A 13,325-nucleotide genomic window follows, 5' to 3' on the forward strand; every position below is an offset into this window, starting at 1 on the left:
CGGTATCATGGTGCCGCGACGATAGTTTCACAGCGTTTTCATAGTGTAAGGTTTTTGCTGACGAAGCACACGGGCTCACGCCAATGCCCGGATGAACACGTCTCCCCGAGCCTAACGACGAGCGAGAATGACCTTAATGGCCTTCGAACTACCCGCCCTGCCCTATGACAGGAACGCACTCGAGCCCCATCTGTCCGCCGAGGCGCTCAATCATCACTATGGAAGGATTCATCGCTCGCATGTCACTGCGCTCAACGCGTTGGTCGAAGGCACCGCGTTGAGAGGGAAGTCGTTGGAAGAAATTTTGAATGTCTCTTTTGGCCGAACCTTTGCCCAGGCAGCAGAGGTCTGGAATCATGCCTTTTACTGGCATTGCCTCACGCCCAAGGGCGATGGCGAGCCAACCGGCGCCCTGGCAGATGCCCTCAACAGGGCATTTGGCGATATCTCGACGTTCCAGCAGGCCTTTCACGTGAGCGCCATGAATAACGAGTCGGCCGGCTGGACCTGGCTGCTCAGATCCGGCAATGACAGTGTCGAGATTCTCAATACCGGCCACGGCGATACACCCATTGCCCACGGTCGAGTCCCGCTGCTCGCCTTCGATGTCCACGAACATGCCTACGCCGTCGATTATGGCGACTCGCGCAGGTGCTATCTGGAAAGTCTATGGAAGGTGATTAACTGGGATTTCATCGCACAGAGCTTCACCACGCCCTGAAGGCCTAGCCGATCGCCAGGCCTTCACGTGATGCAGAAACGCTGCGCAGTTGCGCTCGATGTATAGATTACAGATCAGCGAGGATCGGCGCGTCGGCCAATGCCTCGGTAATAGAGCCCCTGACTCGCCACCCAGTCCGGCTCGAAGATGTTGCGACCGTCGAGCAGCAGTTTCTCTCCGAGCAAGCTGACCAGGCGAGGCCAGTCGGGGTTCCAGTAGTCCTTCCACTCGGTCACCAGCAACAGCGCGTCGGCCCCCTGGCAGGCAAGATAGGGGTCGTCTTCAAAGACCTCCAAGAGCGGGTGCTCGCCGACCTCGGCCAGCAGGGCATGAATAGCCGAGGGGTCATGCAATCGCACATGCACCCCCTGGGCCCACAGTGCTCGAAGCAGGGTCAATACGGGAGCATGATCGATCCGTGCCGTACCCGGCTTGAAGGCCGCCCCCCAGATCGCCACGGTACGCCCCTGCAACTGGCCATGGAAATGCGCCCAGAGCTTGCGGAACAGGGTTTCCTTCTTGTGCTCATTGATGTCGAGCACCTGGTCGAGCAGCGCCGAGTGGCGGCCGCTCGCCGACTGGACATCGGCCAGGCGCATCAGGTCACGTGAGAAGTTGGGACCCCCGAAGCCGCAGCCGGGATAGAGATATTCATAGCCGATACGGGAATCGGCGCCCATGCCGCGGCGCACGAACTCGACATCGACATCGAGGGAGTCGGCCAGACCGGCAATCTCGTTCATGTAGCTGATGCGCGTGGCCAGCATGCCGTTGATCGCCAGCTTGGTCAGCTCCGCGGCTCGGCGCGGCATGCGCTGGATCACCTCGCTGCGCCGGTTGAAGGCGCGTAACAGCTCGCGGACACGCCGGGTGGCCTCTTCATCGTCGCAGCCCAGTAGCCAGCGGCTGGGACGCGAGAACGTATCCCAGGCGCGCCCCTCCTCCAGCAGGTCGGGGAGCGCGACGGCCGTCCCGTGACCCTGCAACGACGCCTCAAGTCGTTCGGTCTCCCCCACCGGGAAAGTCGAGTTATTGATCAGCACGAAACCCTCGGCCGCGTGCTGAACGAGGTCGCCGAGAAGCTGGTCGCAATCACCGCGTTGTTCCGGCGACAGGGCCAGCCACAGGATCTCGATGTCGTTATGGAGGGTTGCCAGCGAGTCGGCGCTCTCGAGCACACGCAGACTTCCCTTGGCAAAGCTGTCATTCAGCTGCGCGATGAGCTGGGGTTCGCGCAGCAGCCAGTCGGATGCGGCCAATTGTGGCCAGGAAGCCGCGGCATGCGGCAGCCAGATGACCTTGTGGCCCACCCAGGAAAGGGCCGCGGCAGCCGTGGCGGCTGACAGTTCACTACCGTGTACCAGGATGCGCATAGTTCATTTCCCGCCAGCGTAGCGGGTCAGCAGCTCACGAAACCCTTCCCCGTAGCGGGCATGACGACGGCCGTAGGCGAGGATCGCCTCCAGATAGCCGAGCTGATGGCCACAGTCATACGTCTTGCCGCGCATCCGCCAGGCATCTACACCCTCCTGCTGACGCAACGACTCGATGGCATCGGTCAACTGGATTTCATCCCCGGCACCCGGTGGCGTTTCGGCAAGTAGCGGGAAAATACGGCCTGGCAGGGCGTAGCGACCAATGACCGCGAGGTTAGAGGGTGCCTCGTCAACGGCCGGCTTTTCCACGACACCGGCCATCTGACGAGACTCACCGGGGGCAGGCAATTCGCCACGGGTATCCACGATGCCATACTTGTACGTCATGTCGTGGGGGACCTCCTCGACCATCAGCTGTGTACGACCGGTACGATCGAATGCCTCCAGCATACCGGCGAGATCATTGCGTGAGAGTCCCGTGTCGTCGACCAGTACGTCGGGGAGCAGCACGGCAAACGGCTCATCATCACCGATGATCGGCCGGGCACAGAGCACCGCATGGCCGAGCCCCAACGGCTCGGACTGGCGTATGCTGATGATGTTGACGTCCCCGGGCACGATGGAACGCAGCTCCTCGAGCAGGTCGTGTTTGCCCTTGGCTTCCAGGGTGGCTTCAAGTTCGAAATGCTTGTCAAAGTGATTTTCGATGGCACTCTTGCTGCCGTGAGTCACCAGCACGATATCCCTGATGCCGGCATCCACGGCTTCCTGTACCACGTACTGGATTACCGGACGGTCGACGATGGTGATCATTTCCTTGGGTATCGCCTTGGTGGCGGGGAGGCAACGAGTGCCAAAACCGGCAACGGGTAACACTGCCTTGTGAATCATGGGGCCATCCTTGTCGGGCGAGTCGAGATGCGGCCGGGACGGCGACATGGGAATGCCGCCCTGGGTGCGCGTAGAATGTCATGATACCGAACGACACACGGCTTGCCACTGTGGCTGACCGAGGACACCAGCGGAGAATTCAGATGATAGACAGCCGACCACCGTCGGACAATGTTGACGCGGCGGAAATTGCCAAGTTCGATACCATGGCCGACCACTGGTGGGATCTCGAAGGCGATTTTAAACCACTGCACGATATTAATCCGTTGCGACTGGACTTCATCGATGCCAGGGCTGGGCTTGCCGAGCAGAAGGCGCTCGATGTGGGCTGTGGCGGCGGCATCCTTGCCGAGGCCATGGCGCATCGAGGCGCCCGTGTCACCGGGATTGACCTGGGCGAGGCACCCTTGGCGGTGGCGCGACGCCATGCGGCGAAAAGTGGCAAGGAGATCGACTACCGCTGGATCAGCGTGGAGAAGCTGGCCGAGGAAACGCCGGGCAACTTCGATGTGGTGACCTGCATGGAAATGCTTGAGCATGTGCCCCATCCGGCCTCGGTGGTGCGTGCCTGTGCGCGGCTGGTGAAGCCCGGCGGTCAGGTGTTCTTCTCGACGCTCAACCGCAACCCCAAGGCCTATGCCCTGGCAATCTTGGGTGCCGAATACGTTCTGCGCATGCTGCCTCGCGGCACCCATGATTATGACAAGTTCATCCGCCCCTCAGAACTCGCCAGTTGGTGCCGCGAAGCGGGGCTAGAAGTCCGCGAGCAGAGCGGCCTGGTCTACAATCCGCTGACACGACGCTATCGGCTCTCGGCCAACGATGTGTCGGTCAATTATCTCATGCACTGCCGCCGGAAAGCCGTCTGATGCCTGTCGACCCGCGCCCCCTGACGCTGCTGTTCGACCTGGATGGCACCTTGGTCGATACCGCGCCTGACCTGGCTCGGGCCACCAATGCACTGCGCGAAAACCATCGACTCGCCCCGCTTCCCTATACGGTGATCCGGGCCCAGGTCTCCAACGGCGGCAGTGCACTGGTCACCCTTGCCCTGGGTCTCGAGAAGCACGCCTCTGGCCACAACACCGCCCGAGACTTTCTATTGGAGGCCTACGGTCGCGCCGTGGCGGTGGAGAGTTGTGTCTTCCCCCCCCTGACGAGGTTGCTGGACGCCTGGGAAGCACAAGCGCGACCCTGGGGCATCGTCACCAATAAGCCCCGAGCCTATGCCGAACCATTGATCGAGGCCTTGGGACTCACGCCCGGTGTGTTGCTATGCGCCGATGACCTGCCGGTCAAGAAGCCTGCGCCGGAACCACTATGGGAAGCGGCCCGGCGGCTGCGTAGCACACCGGAGGATTGCTGGTATATCGGGGATCACCTGCGTGACATGCAGGCCGCGCGAGCCGCCGGCATGGCGGCAGTGGCCGTGGGCTATGGCTACATCGAGGAAGGGGATGACTACCGCGCCTGGCCTGCCGATCGTTGGTTCGACACTTCGGAGGCGCTGGTCGAGGCACTGCTGGGATGACAGCCCAATATGGCGTCCGCTATGCAGGTTTCGGCGGCTGGGCATCGAACCTCTCACCACTATAGCCACGACTATCGGGTCCCATCAACCACAGGTAGGTAGGCATGATTTCCTCGGGCGAGCGCAGGGCCATGGGGTCCTCGCCCGGGTAGGCGGTCTTGCGCATTTGGGTACGAGTCGCGCCGGGATTGAGGCTGTTGACGCGCAAGGTGCCCAAATGCTCGACCTCGTCCGCCAGTACCTCGACGAAGCCCTCGGTGGCAAACTTGGACACCGCATAGGCGCCCCAATAGGCACGCCCCTTGCGCCCGACACTTGACGAGGTGAACACCACCGAGGCATCAGGCGAGGCCTTGAGCAAGGGCAGCAGCGCCTGGGTCATCCAGATCGGGCCGTTGATATTGATCTGCATCACCTGCTCCCAGAGTTCGGGATTGTACTGCTCGAAGGGAGTGATGCGCCCCAGGATGCCGGCATTGTGCAACACGCCGTCGAGCCGCCCAAATTCACGGTCAAGCGTCTCCGCCATGTCGTGATAGTCCTTGAGGGTGGCGCCCTCGAAGTTCAGTGGGAAGATGGCAGGCTGAGGAGAGCCCTGCGCTTCGATCTCATCGTAGACCTTTTCCAGCTTGGCGATGGTGCGGCCGAGCAATACCACCGTGGCCCCACACGCGGCGTAGGCCAAGGCCGCCGCCCGGCCGATGCCATCGCCCGCCCCGGTCACCAGGATGATTCGATCGCGAAGCAGCTCCGCCGGCGGCTGGTAATCGATCTTGCAGGTCATCGAGGCTCCTTGATAATCAGTTATCCTGGCGCAGGAAATCGTTGGCCAGTCCGGCGGCACTGGTGTCGGGGTGCTCTTCGATCACCCGCTCCAGAAGGGCTCGGCTCTCTTCCGGCTCCCCCTGGCGCGCCTTGAGCAGGCCGTACTTGTAGAGCGTATCGGGCGCCTTGCGGCTCTGTGGAAAGTCATCGAGGACACGCTGGAACGCCGACTCGGCCTGCTCGAGCTCGCCTTCGGCGGCGTACAGCTCCCCGAGCCAGTAGTAGGCATTCGCGGTCAAGCCGGTATCGGGATGATTATCGACATAGGCGACAAAGGCATCAATCGCCTCGCTGAACTCGCGCGACTGAACATGCGCGAATGCCGCCTGATATTCCGCCTGAGCCTCGGCATTGGTGCCGCTGGGGGATGGCGCATTCGCCACCTGCCGGGCGGCCTCTTCGTCGACCTCGGCACCGGCATCGACGCCCGCCATGTTTGAGGCCAGGCGATCCTCGATATCCAGGTACTGCTCGCGGGTCTGGCGGCGCAGCTGTTCGATCTGGTGGCGCAGTTCCTCGACCTGACCGCGCAACTGCCTGAGTTCTTCCTTGTGCTGCTCGACCTGGTTGAACAGCACCAGGCTACCGCTGGATTCCTCGCGTACCTGCGTCTGTTCATAGAAGGAACGCGGCTGTTCGGAGAGATCCTCGATCAGCGGCTGTTGCGCCATGGCGGGTACCCATACGGACAACGGGAGCACCAAGGCTCCCGCGCCGCACAGTCCTTTCAGACCATGTTTCATGCGTGTCTCCTTGACGTGCAAAGACGCCGGCTTAATAAGCAAACACGACGCGACGATTCTGCGCATAGGCCTCTTCGTTCTGGCCCCGTACCGCCGGACGCTCTTCACCATACGCGACAACATCTATCTGCGACGGCGAGACGCCCTGCACGTTCAGGTAGCGCTCTACGGCACCGGCACGGCGCTCGCTAAGGGCCATGTTGTATTCGCGGGTACCTCGCTCGTCGGTATGGCCTTGTAAAACCACGCTGGCATTGGCGTTGTTACGCAAATAGCGGGCATGGGACGTCAATACCGGCTCGAATTCCGACTGAATGGTGTCGCTATCGTAGGCGAAGTAGATGGTACGTACCTCGGGAATTCGCGCATCATCCTGCTGCCCTGCACCGTCCCCCATGCGGTCGCCACTAACCTGGCCGCCGCGGGAGGCGTCGGTGCCGGCCGCCCCGTCACGCGAGCCATCCGCCGAACCCGCCATCCCGTCCTCGCTGCCTCCGCGGCTGGCACAGCCTGCCAGCACAGCCAGTGAGAGAGCCAGTGCCAGGCATTTTGCATAGGGCTTGAGTTGCATATATTCACTCCTTGTTGGTCTTGCAGATAAATGGCGCAAATCAGCGAAGCGCTTTCAACGACGATACCGGTCAGTCCAGAAACGGAGACCACGCGGGTTCTCGTACGTCACCCTCGGCCGAAGGAAGCCGGAAAGAGGATCGGCCATCCGCCGATACCGCCCCGAGAACCCCGCGACTTCCCTGTTGGGTGGCGAAGATTACCATGGTCCCGTTGGGTGCAACACTGGGCGACTCGACCTGTCCGGAATCGCTAAGCACCACCAGGCGACCACTGTCGAGTTCCTGTCGTGCGACCTGATAACCCCGGTCGCTGCCGTGGATCAGGAACAGCGATTCACCGTCCGGGGCAAAGCGGCCGCGGGCATTATAGTTGCCGGTGAAGGTCAGCCGCTCCGCTTCGCCACTGGCGAGATCATAGCGATAGAGCTGTGGCCCACCGCTGCGATCAGAAGTGAAGACCAGGCTGCGGCCATCGGGCGACCAGCTGGGCTCGGTATCGATGCTCGAGTTATTTGTCAGGCGCTGGAAGTCCCGGGCGCCGATATCCATTATATAGATCTCGGGCTGGCCATCCTTGGACAGCGACATCGCCAGCTGACGTCCGTCCGGTGACCAGGCCGGCGCACCGTTGATCCCCTCGAAGGACGTCGCGCGCACCCGCTCCCCCGAGTTCAGGTTCTGGATGTAGATGGCCGGTCGCTCGGTTTCGAAGGAAACGTAGGCCAGCTTGCGGCCATCCGGGGACCAAGCCGGCGAAAGTATTGGCTCGTCTGACGAGAGGATCTGCTGGCTGTTGTGTCCGTCCGCGTCGGCCACATGCAGGACAAAGCGGATATCATCGCCAGTGCCCCGCGCGGTCACATAGGCGATCCGCGTCGAGAAGGCGCCCCGGATATCGGTGATCGCCTCGAAGATCTGGTCGCTGATGTAGTGCCCGGCCCCACGCAGCTCGCCATTACCCGCGGTCACGACTTCGCCGAGCATGCGTCGCTCACCGCTGATATCCATCAGCTCGTACTGTATGCGGTAGCCATCTCCTTCCTGACTGGCAGTTCCCACCACCAGGTAGCGAACATCCAAGGCTCGCCAGTCACCGAAGCGAACCTCGTCTCGCGTAGTCGGACGCTCGAACATCGCGTTGCGCTCGAGCGGATCGAAATAGCCGCTGCGCGCCAGGTTGTCATGGATGATGCGAGCCACGTCTTCGGGCAGCGCGTCTGCGCCGCCGAAAGGCACCACGGCAATCGGCGTGGCCCGGTCGCTGCCGCGCGTGATCTCGATGGTCAGGTCGGCCTGGGCCAGGCTGCCGAACATCAGCAGCGCGGCCGCAAGGCAGGTCGTTATCAAGGCTTTCATCAGCGGATATCCCCCGGTCTGAAGCGTAGATTGAATTGACGGTAATCCCGTTGTACCGACGAGGGCAACTCGCGCAACTCGCGAAATGGTGCGGCAGCTTCCACAGCCTGGATCACCGAACGGTCGAAGGCCCCATCGCCGCTGCCTCGGGTAATAGTGGCAGTAAACAGCTCACCGGACGGTCCCAGACGCACCGACACCTCGGCACTGGCACCCTCGGCTGAATTGGGCGGAATGACCCAAGCCTGCTCCACCGCGCGCCTTACCAGCGTAATGAAGCTATTGGCCGCCTGCTGTGCCTGACGCGCCGCGGCCACATCTTCGGACTCTCCCTCGATGGCACGATCAAGCCCCTGGCTGGAGGCCTCGGCCGCACGACGTGCCGCCTCCTCACGGCGACGCTGCTCCTCGGCCTGTCGTTGGGCCTCCTCTTGACGGCGTTGCTCGGCTTCGGCCTGACGTTGCCGTTCAGCCTCGGCTTCACGCTGACGCTGCGCCTCGAGCTCCTGCTGACGTTCACGCTCTGCCGCCTCCTCACGCTGACGTTGCGCTTCGGCTTCTTCCTGACGCTGTTGTGCCGCCGCCTGGCGTTGTTGTTCGGCTTCCGCCTCGCGGGCTCGCTCTGCGGCTGCCTCCTCATCACGCCGGGCCTGTTCGGCAGCCTGTTCAGCCTGACGTTGACGCTCGGCTTCGGCTTCGGCTTCGGCTTCCTGCTGCCGGCGCTCCTCCGCCTGCTGCTCACGCAATCGTGCCTGATCCTCTGCCTGCTCGGCACGGCGTTGGGCTTCCGCTTCGGCGGCGCGAAGTGCTTCCTCGCGCTCGCTAGCCTCGGCTTCACGCTGCTGCTGCGCCTCCTCGGCCTGGCGCTGGGCTTCGGCATCTTCCGCCTGCGCCGCTTCCTCGGCCTCGCGCTCTGCTTCTTCCGCCTGACGCTGCTGCTCTTCCTCACGAGCGAGGGCGCGAGAGCGCGCCTCTTCGGCGCGCTGGGCCTGATCGGTAGTGGTTTCGGTGCTGACGAGGGTCGCCTGGACGATGGAACTGGTCGGCGATGCCTCTTCCTGCTCGGGAAAGCGCATCACACTGAACAGCAGAATACCCAGGTGCAGAAGGACGGCAAGGATCGTCGGCAGACCATAGCCCACGCGCTGGTCGTGTCTGGCCATGTCGACTCCTCAACCCTCGCCGGGGGGCGGTTCCGAGATCAAGCCGACGTCGGCCACCCCGGCGGTCTGTAGGGTGCTCATCAGGCTGACCACCTGGCCGTAGGAGACGTTGCGGTCCCCTCGGACCAGCACCCGTGTCGCCGGGTTGCGATCGAGCAGGATTATCACCCGGTCGGCGATCTCATCGAGGCTCACCGCCGTTTCCTCTTCGCCAAGCGAAATAAAATACTCCCCTTCCCGGTTTACGGAGACGACGATTGGCTCGCTGTTTTCGGCGTCCTGAATCGGCTCCGAACTGGTCTGCGGCAGCTCGACCTGAACGCCCTGGGTCAGCATCGGTGCGGTAATCATGAAGATCACCAGCAACACCAGCATGACGTCGATGAAGGGCACCACATTGATTTCGCCCATGGGCTTGCGAGCGCCGCGACGATTGAAAGGTCCGTGCATGATGCGACTCCCTCAGGCGGAACCGGTTTCGGCCCGGCCCTGCAGGTTGCGATGCAGGATGGAATGGAATTCCTCGGCGAAATCTTCGTATTTGCCAAGAAGGCGACCGGACTCGGCCGACAGCCGGTTGTAGAAGATGACCGCCGGGATGGCAGCGAACAGGCCCATCGCCGTGGCGATCAGCGCCTCGGCGATCCAGGGAGCGACCGTGGAAAGCGTCGCCTGCTGGGCCATGGACAGCGACTGGAAGGACCCCATGATCCCCCAGACGGTACCGAACAGGCCGATATAGGGGCTGGCAGAGGCGACGGTGGCCAGGAACACCAGGTGCAGGTTAAGACGCTCCTCCTCCCGCGACCAGGCCACGCGCATGCTGCGCTGTACGCCGTCGAGGATCGCCTGGGGGCTGCGGGTCTTGGGCAGCAGACGATTGAATTCGCGAAAGCCGGAGCGGAACAGGTGCTCGGCGCCCTGGGTTTCCTGCTCGGAAGGCGTCTCGCGGTAGAGTTCGTTGAGATCGACACCGGACCAGAAACGCTCCTCGAAGGCCTGGTGGGCCTTGCGGGCACGACGCATCACGAAGGTTCTCTGGAAGATCATGACCCACGAAATGATCGAACCGATGATCAGGAGTAGCATGACGGCCTGCACCACGGTGCTCGCATTCATGATCAGGTGGGGAATAGACATCGAGTCGTTCACGGGCATCCTCGTCAGACTGACTGTTGGGCATCTTGCGGGTGGTCGGAGGCTGATCGAGAGATCAGGGCCGCGGCGAGTGCCGACGGCCATTGAGTGGGCTTGAATCGCTTGGCGTCGACACAGGCAATGTCGACCCTGGCCTCGCAGAGAGACTCACCCTCGCGGGCCACTGTCTGGCCGAACTGCAAGCGGCAGCGTCCCTGCGACATTATCTCGACACTGATATCCAGGCTGTCGTCCAGGCGGGCAGGCTTGGCATAGCGACACTCCAGGCGGTACACCACCAGCTGGATACCGCTATCGAGCAATGCCTGCTGGGTGATCCCGGAGACGCGTAGCCACTCGCTGCGCGCCCGTTCCATGTACTTCAGATAATTCACGTAGTAGACGATGCCGCCGGCGTCGGTATCTTCGATATAGACGCGCACCGGCCACTGAAACGGTCTCATGGACGCAGCTCTCATTTGGACGCATCTCTGCTCATGGCCGCACCTCTCCCGGCGCATCCACGGAATGCTGATCGGGGGCCAGGTCGAAGTGCTGCCACGCCTGACGCGTGACCACGCGGCCGCGAGCGGTGCGCATCATCAGCCCTTGCTGAATCAGGTAGGGCTCGATGACATCCTCGATGGTGTCGCGCTCCTCGCCGATTGCCGCCGCAAGGGAGTCGACGCCGACCGGGCCGCCCTCGAACTTCTCGATCATCGCCAGCAACAGCCGGCGATCCATATGGTCGAGTCCATGATGGTCGACATGCAGCATGTTGAGCGCCATGTCGGCGGTGTCGGCGTCGATCTGCCCGTTGCCGCGGACTTCGGCATAGTCGCGTACCCGTCGCAACAGCCGGTTGGCGATACGCGGGGTGCCGCGCGAGCGGCGGGCGATTTCCACCGCCCCGGCCCGATCGGTCTCGACGCGCAGCAAGCGTGCCGAGCGAGTGACGATCTCGGTGAGATCGTCGATGTTATAGAACTCCAGGCGTTGCACGATGCCGAAGCGGTCGCGCAGCGGTGAGGTCAAAAGCCCTGCGCGCGTCGTGGCGCCGACGAGAGTGAAGTTGGGTAGGTCGAGCTTGATGGAGCGTGCGGCGGGGCCTTCACCGATGACGATATCGAGTTGAAAATCCTCCATCGCCGGATAGAGGATTTCCTCGATCACCGGCGACAGGCGATGAATCTCGTCGATGAACAGCACATCGCCGGGTTGCAGGTTGGTGAGCATGGCGGCGAGATCGCCGGCTCGCTCGAGTACCGGGCCGGAGGTCGACTTGAGCCCGACGCCCATCTCCTCGGCGATGATATTGGCCAGTGTCGTCTTGCCAAGGCCTGGCGGGCCGAACACCAGAGTATGATCGAGGCTCTCCGCCCGGCCCCGCGCCGCGCCAATGAAGATCTCGAGCTGCTCGCGAACCCTGAGCTGACCGATATAATCGGCCAGCCGCTTGGGGCGAATAGCGCGGTCGATGTGCCCTTCTCCGTCGCGCGAGTCGGCGGCGATCAGACGATCATTCTCCAGCATCGGCGGTCCTCCGACTCGGCAGGGTCAAGACATGCGACATGATGGGCATCATCCGGCCAGGCGTCGGCTCAGCGCCGCCTTTATCATGGCCTCGGTGGAAGGTTCCTGCTCGAGGCCGACGAGCATCCTGGCCGCTTCCGCGGGCTTGTACCCCAGGCTGATGAGCGCTGACTCGGCATCGGCCAGCGGATCCTGACGAGGAGACGATGTCGCGCCAGGGCCGTTATCGAAGCCGGGAAGTGTCTCGTGGGGGGCTTCCCAATGGGGGAAGCGATCGCGCATCTCGATGATCAAGCGCTCGGCCGTCTTCTTGCCTACCCCGGGCAAACGAGTCAAGGCCTTGGCGTCGTCGTCCAGTACACAACGAATGAAGGCGTCTTCGTCCATCCCGGAAAGAATGGCCAGGGCAAGACGCGGGCCGACGCCATTGACCTTGATCAAGGCACGAAATAACGCCCTTTCCTGCTCCCGGGCGAAACCGTAGAGAAGATGGGCATCATCACGCACCACCAGATGCGTGTAAATGGACACCGGTTCACCGCTCACGGGGAGCGATACCAGGGTGTTCATCGAGGCTTCAAGCTCGTAGCCGACGCCATTCACATCCACGACCATCCAGGGCGGCTGTTTCTCGAGCAGGGTGCCACGCAGGCGTCCGATCATGGGGTTGTCATATCCGTTTCCATCAATTCCATTGTGACCACTCAGGCCACTGTGCCAACACTATACTGGTCGTCCGAGCGACTGACCAGCCTGCCATCAAACGCCGTTCGAGAATGGTTTCGAATTGTCATGGAGCGTGTGATTTCAAGGCCGAAAGTCGCGCCAGGACCCGCCCTTGCGACGACTACGATGCCCACCGAAACTCCCCGCCGTGAGCAGGCCGCTGCGAGCATGGGCGTGGGTCAAGGCAATGGCGAGGGCGTCGGCCGCATCGGCCTGGGGCGTCCCATCGAGCCCCAGAATAGCAGCGACCATATGTTGTACTTGCGTCTTATCGGCGCTCCCGCTGCCAGTAACGGCCTGCTTGATCTGGCGCGGCCCGTATTCACTCACGGGCAGGCCGTGATTGGCCGAACAAACGATCGCGGTGCCTCGGGCCTGCCCGAGCTTGAGCGCCGAATCCGCATTCTTGGACATGAACACCTGCTCGATGGCGAACTCACCGGGCCGATGCACGGCAATCAACTCGGCGATACCCGCGTAGATCTGGGCGAGTCGCTGGGCAAGGTCATCGGCCTGGGTACGGATACAACCACTGGCCACGTAGCGCGGTGTGGAACGGGTGACATCCAGCACCCCGTAGCCGGTAATTCGCGAGCCGGGGTCGATACCGAGTATCAGCATGCTGCCGGCGTCAACGCGATGTTTGTGACCGTGCTGGTCATTACCGATACCTTCTGGGCGTCCCGAGACGCCCTGCCATAAAGCTGACACCGGCGCCTTGAGGCGCCGGTAATGCGATCATCGAGGTCGC

General features: G+C 62.6%; 16 protein-coding genes. 3 read left to right on the forward strand and 13 right to left on the reverse strand.

Annotation, left to right across the window (positions count from 1 at the left end; genetic code table 11):
• Positions 1-127 precede the first annotated feature (127 nt).
• Positions 128-721 carry a Fe-Mn family superoxide dismutase gene (locus BM341_RS00450; RefSeq protein ID WP_342713843.1) on the forward strand — a complete coding sequence of 198 codons (594 nt, stop codon included), beginning with the start codon at positions 128-130 and terminating at the stop codon, positions 719-721.
• 74 nt (positions 722-795) lie between these two features.
• Here the strand turns inward: BM341_RS00450 and BM341_RS00455 are convergent, their stop codons facing one another.
• Both BM341_RS00455 and galU read right to left on the reverse strand, forming a co-directional pair.
• The gene (locus BM341_RS00455; protein WP_089791819.1) at positions 796-2,094 is read right to left on the reverse strand and encodes a nucleotide sugar dehydrogenase; all 1,299 of its coding nucleotides are present in this window, start codon (positions 2,092-2,094) and stop codon (positions 796-798) included.
• Positions 2,095-2,097: 3 nt separating this feature from the next.
• Positions 2,098-2,988 carry a UTP--glucose-1-phosphate uridylyltransferase GalU gene (gene galU / locus BM341_RS00460; protein WP_089791821.1) on the reverse strand — a complete coding sequence of 297 codons (891 nt, stop codon included), beginning with the start codon at positions 2,986-2,988 and terminating at the stop codon, positions 2,098-2,100.
• A 143-nt stretch (positions 2,989-3,131) separates the two neighbouring features.
• On the opposite strand from galU, the gene ubiG reads away from it, so the two are divergent.
• Together ubiG and BM341_RS00470 are read left to right on the forward strand one after the other, a co-directional pair.
• On the forward strand, positions 3,132-3,857 hold the full coding sequence (gene ubiG / locus BM341_RS00465) for a bifunctional 2-polyprenyl-6-hydroxyphenol methylase/3-demethylubiquinol 3-O-methyltransferase UbiG (protein WP_089791823.1): 726 nt from the start codon (positions 3,132-3,134) through the stop codon (positions 3,855-3,857).
• On the forward strand, positions 3,857-4,519 hold the full coding sequence (locus BM341_RS00470) for an HAD-IA family hydrolase (RefSeq protein ID WP_089791825.1): 663 nt from the start codon (positions 3,857-3,859) through the stop codon (positions 4,517-4,519). The genes ubiG and BM341_RS00470 overlap by 1 nt, the downstream gene beginning before the upstream one ends.
• Positions 4,520-4,538: 19 nt before the next feature.
• Here the strand turns inward: BM341_RS00470 and BM341_RS00475 are convergent, their stop codons facing one another.
• From BM341_RS00475 to ruvC, 11 genes are all read right to left on the reverse strand, one after another.
• A complete protein-coding gene (locus BM341_RS00475) occupies positions 4,539-5,303 on the reverse strand; it encodes a YciK family oxidoreductase (RefSeq protein ID WP_089791827.1) in 765 nt (254 codons plus the stop codon).
• A gap of 16 nt (positions 5,304-5,319) precedes the next feature.
• Positions 5,320-6,087: a tol-pal system protein YbgF gene (ybgF, locus tag BM341_RS00480; RefSeq protein ID WP_089791829.1), complete on the reverse strand. Its 768-nt coding sequence runs from the start codon at positions 6,085-6,087 to the stop codon at positions 5,320-5,322.
• A gap of 31 nt (positions 6,088-6,118) precedes the next feature.
• On the reverse strand, positions 6,119-6,658 hold the full coding sequence (pal, locus tag BM341_RS00485; RefSeq protein ID WP_089791831.1) for a peptidoglycan-associated lipoprotein Pal: 540 nt from the start codon (positions 6,656-6,658) through the stop codon (positions 6,119-6,121).
• Between the two features lie 70 nt (positions 6,659-6,728).
• Positions 6,729-8,015: a Tol-Pal system beta propeller repeat protein TolB gene (gene tolB / locus BM341_RS00490; RefSeq protein ID WP_089791833.1), complete on the reverse strand. Its 1,287-nt coding sequence runs from the start codon at positions 8,013-8,015 to the stop codon at positions 6,729-6,731.
• A complete protein-coding gene (gene tolA / locus BM341_RS00495) occupies positions 8,015-9,178 on the reverse strand; it encodes a cell envelope integrity protein TolA (RefSeq protein WP_089791835.1) in 1,164 nt (387 codons plus the stop codon). The genes tolB and tolA overlap by 1 nt, the downstream gene beginning before the upstream one ends.
• 9 nt (positions 9,179-9,187) lie before the next feature.
• Positions 9,188-9,628 carry a protein TolR gene (tolR, locus tag BM341_RS00500; RefSeq protein WP_089791838.1) on the reverse strand — a complete coding sequence of 147 codons (441 nt, stop codon included), beginning with the start codon at positions 9,626-9,628 and terminating at the stop codon, positions 9,188-9,190.
• 12 nt (positions 9,629-9,640) lie between these two features.
• Positions 9,641-10,330, reverse strand: a complete 690-nt coding sequence (tolQ, locus tag BM341_RS00505; RefSeq protein ID WP_089791840.1) for a protein TolQ — start codon at positions 10,328-10,330, stop codon at positions 9,641-9,643.
• 11 nt (positions 10,331-10,341) lie between these two features.
• Positions 10,342-10,779: a tol-pal system-associated acyl-CoA thioesterase gene (ybgC, locus tag BM341_RS00510; RefSeq protein ID WP_089791842.1), complete on the reverse strand. Its 438-nt coding sequence runs from the start codon at positions 10,777-10,779 to the stop codon at positions 10,342-10,344.
• Between the two features lie 31 nt (positions 10,780-10,810).
• A complete protein-coding gene (ruvB, locus tag BM341_RS00515; protein ID WP_089791844.1) occupies positions 10,811-11,848 on the reverse strand; it encodes a Holliday junction branch migration DNA helicase RuvB in 1,038 nt (345 codons plus the stop codon).
• A gap of 48 nt (positions 11,849-11,896) precedes the next feature.
• Positions 11,897-12,511, reverse strand: coding sequence for a Holliday junction branch migration protein RuvA (gene ruvA, locus BM341_RS00520; protein WP_089791846.1), 615 nt, complete (start codon positions 12,509-12,511; stop codon positions 11,897-11,899).
• A gap of 144 nt (positions 12,512-12,655) precedes the next feature.
• Positions 12,656-13,195 carry a crossover junction endodeoxyribonuclease RuvC gene (gene ruvC / locus BM341_RS00525; protein WP_089791848.1) on the reverse strand — a complete coding sequence of 180 codons (540 nt, stop codon included), beginning with the start codon at positions 13,193-13,195 and terminating at the stop codon, positions 12,656-12,658.
• Positions 13,196-13,325 lie beyond the last annotated feature (130 nt).

The sequence above is a fragment of the Halomonas korlensis genome (assembly GCF_900116705.1).
Lineage (GTDB): Bacteria > Pseudomonadota > Gammaproteobacteria > Pseudomonadales > Halomonadaceae > Halomonas > Halomonas korlensis.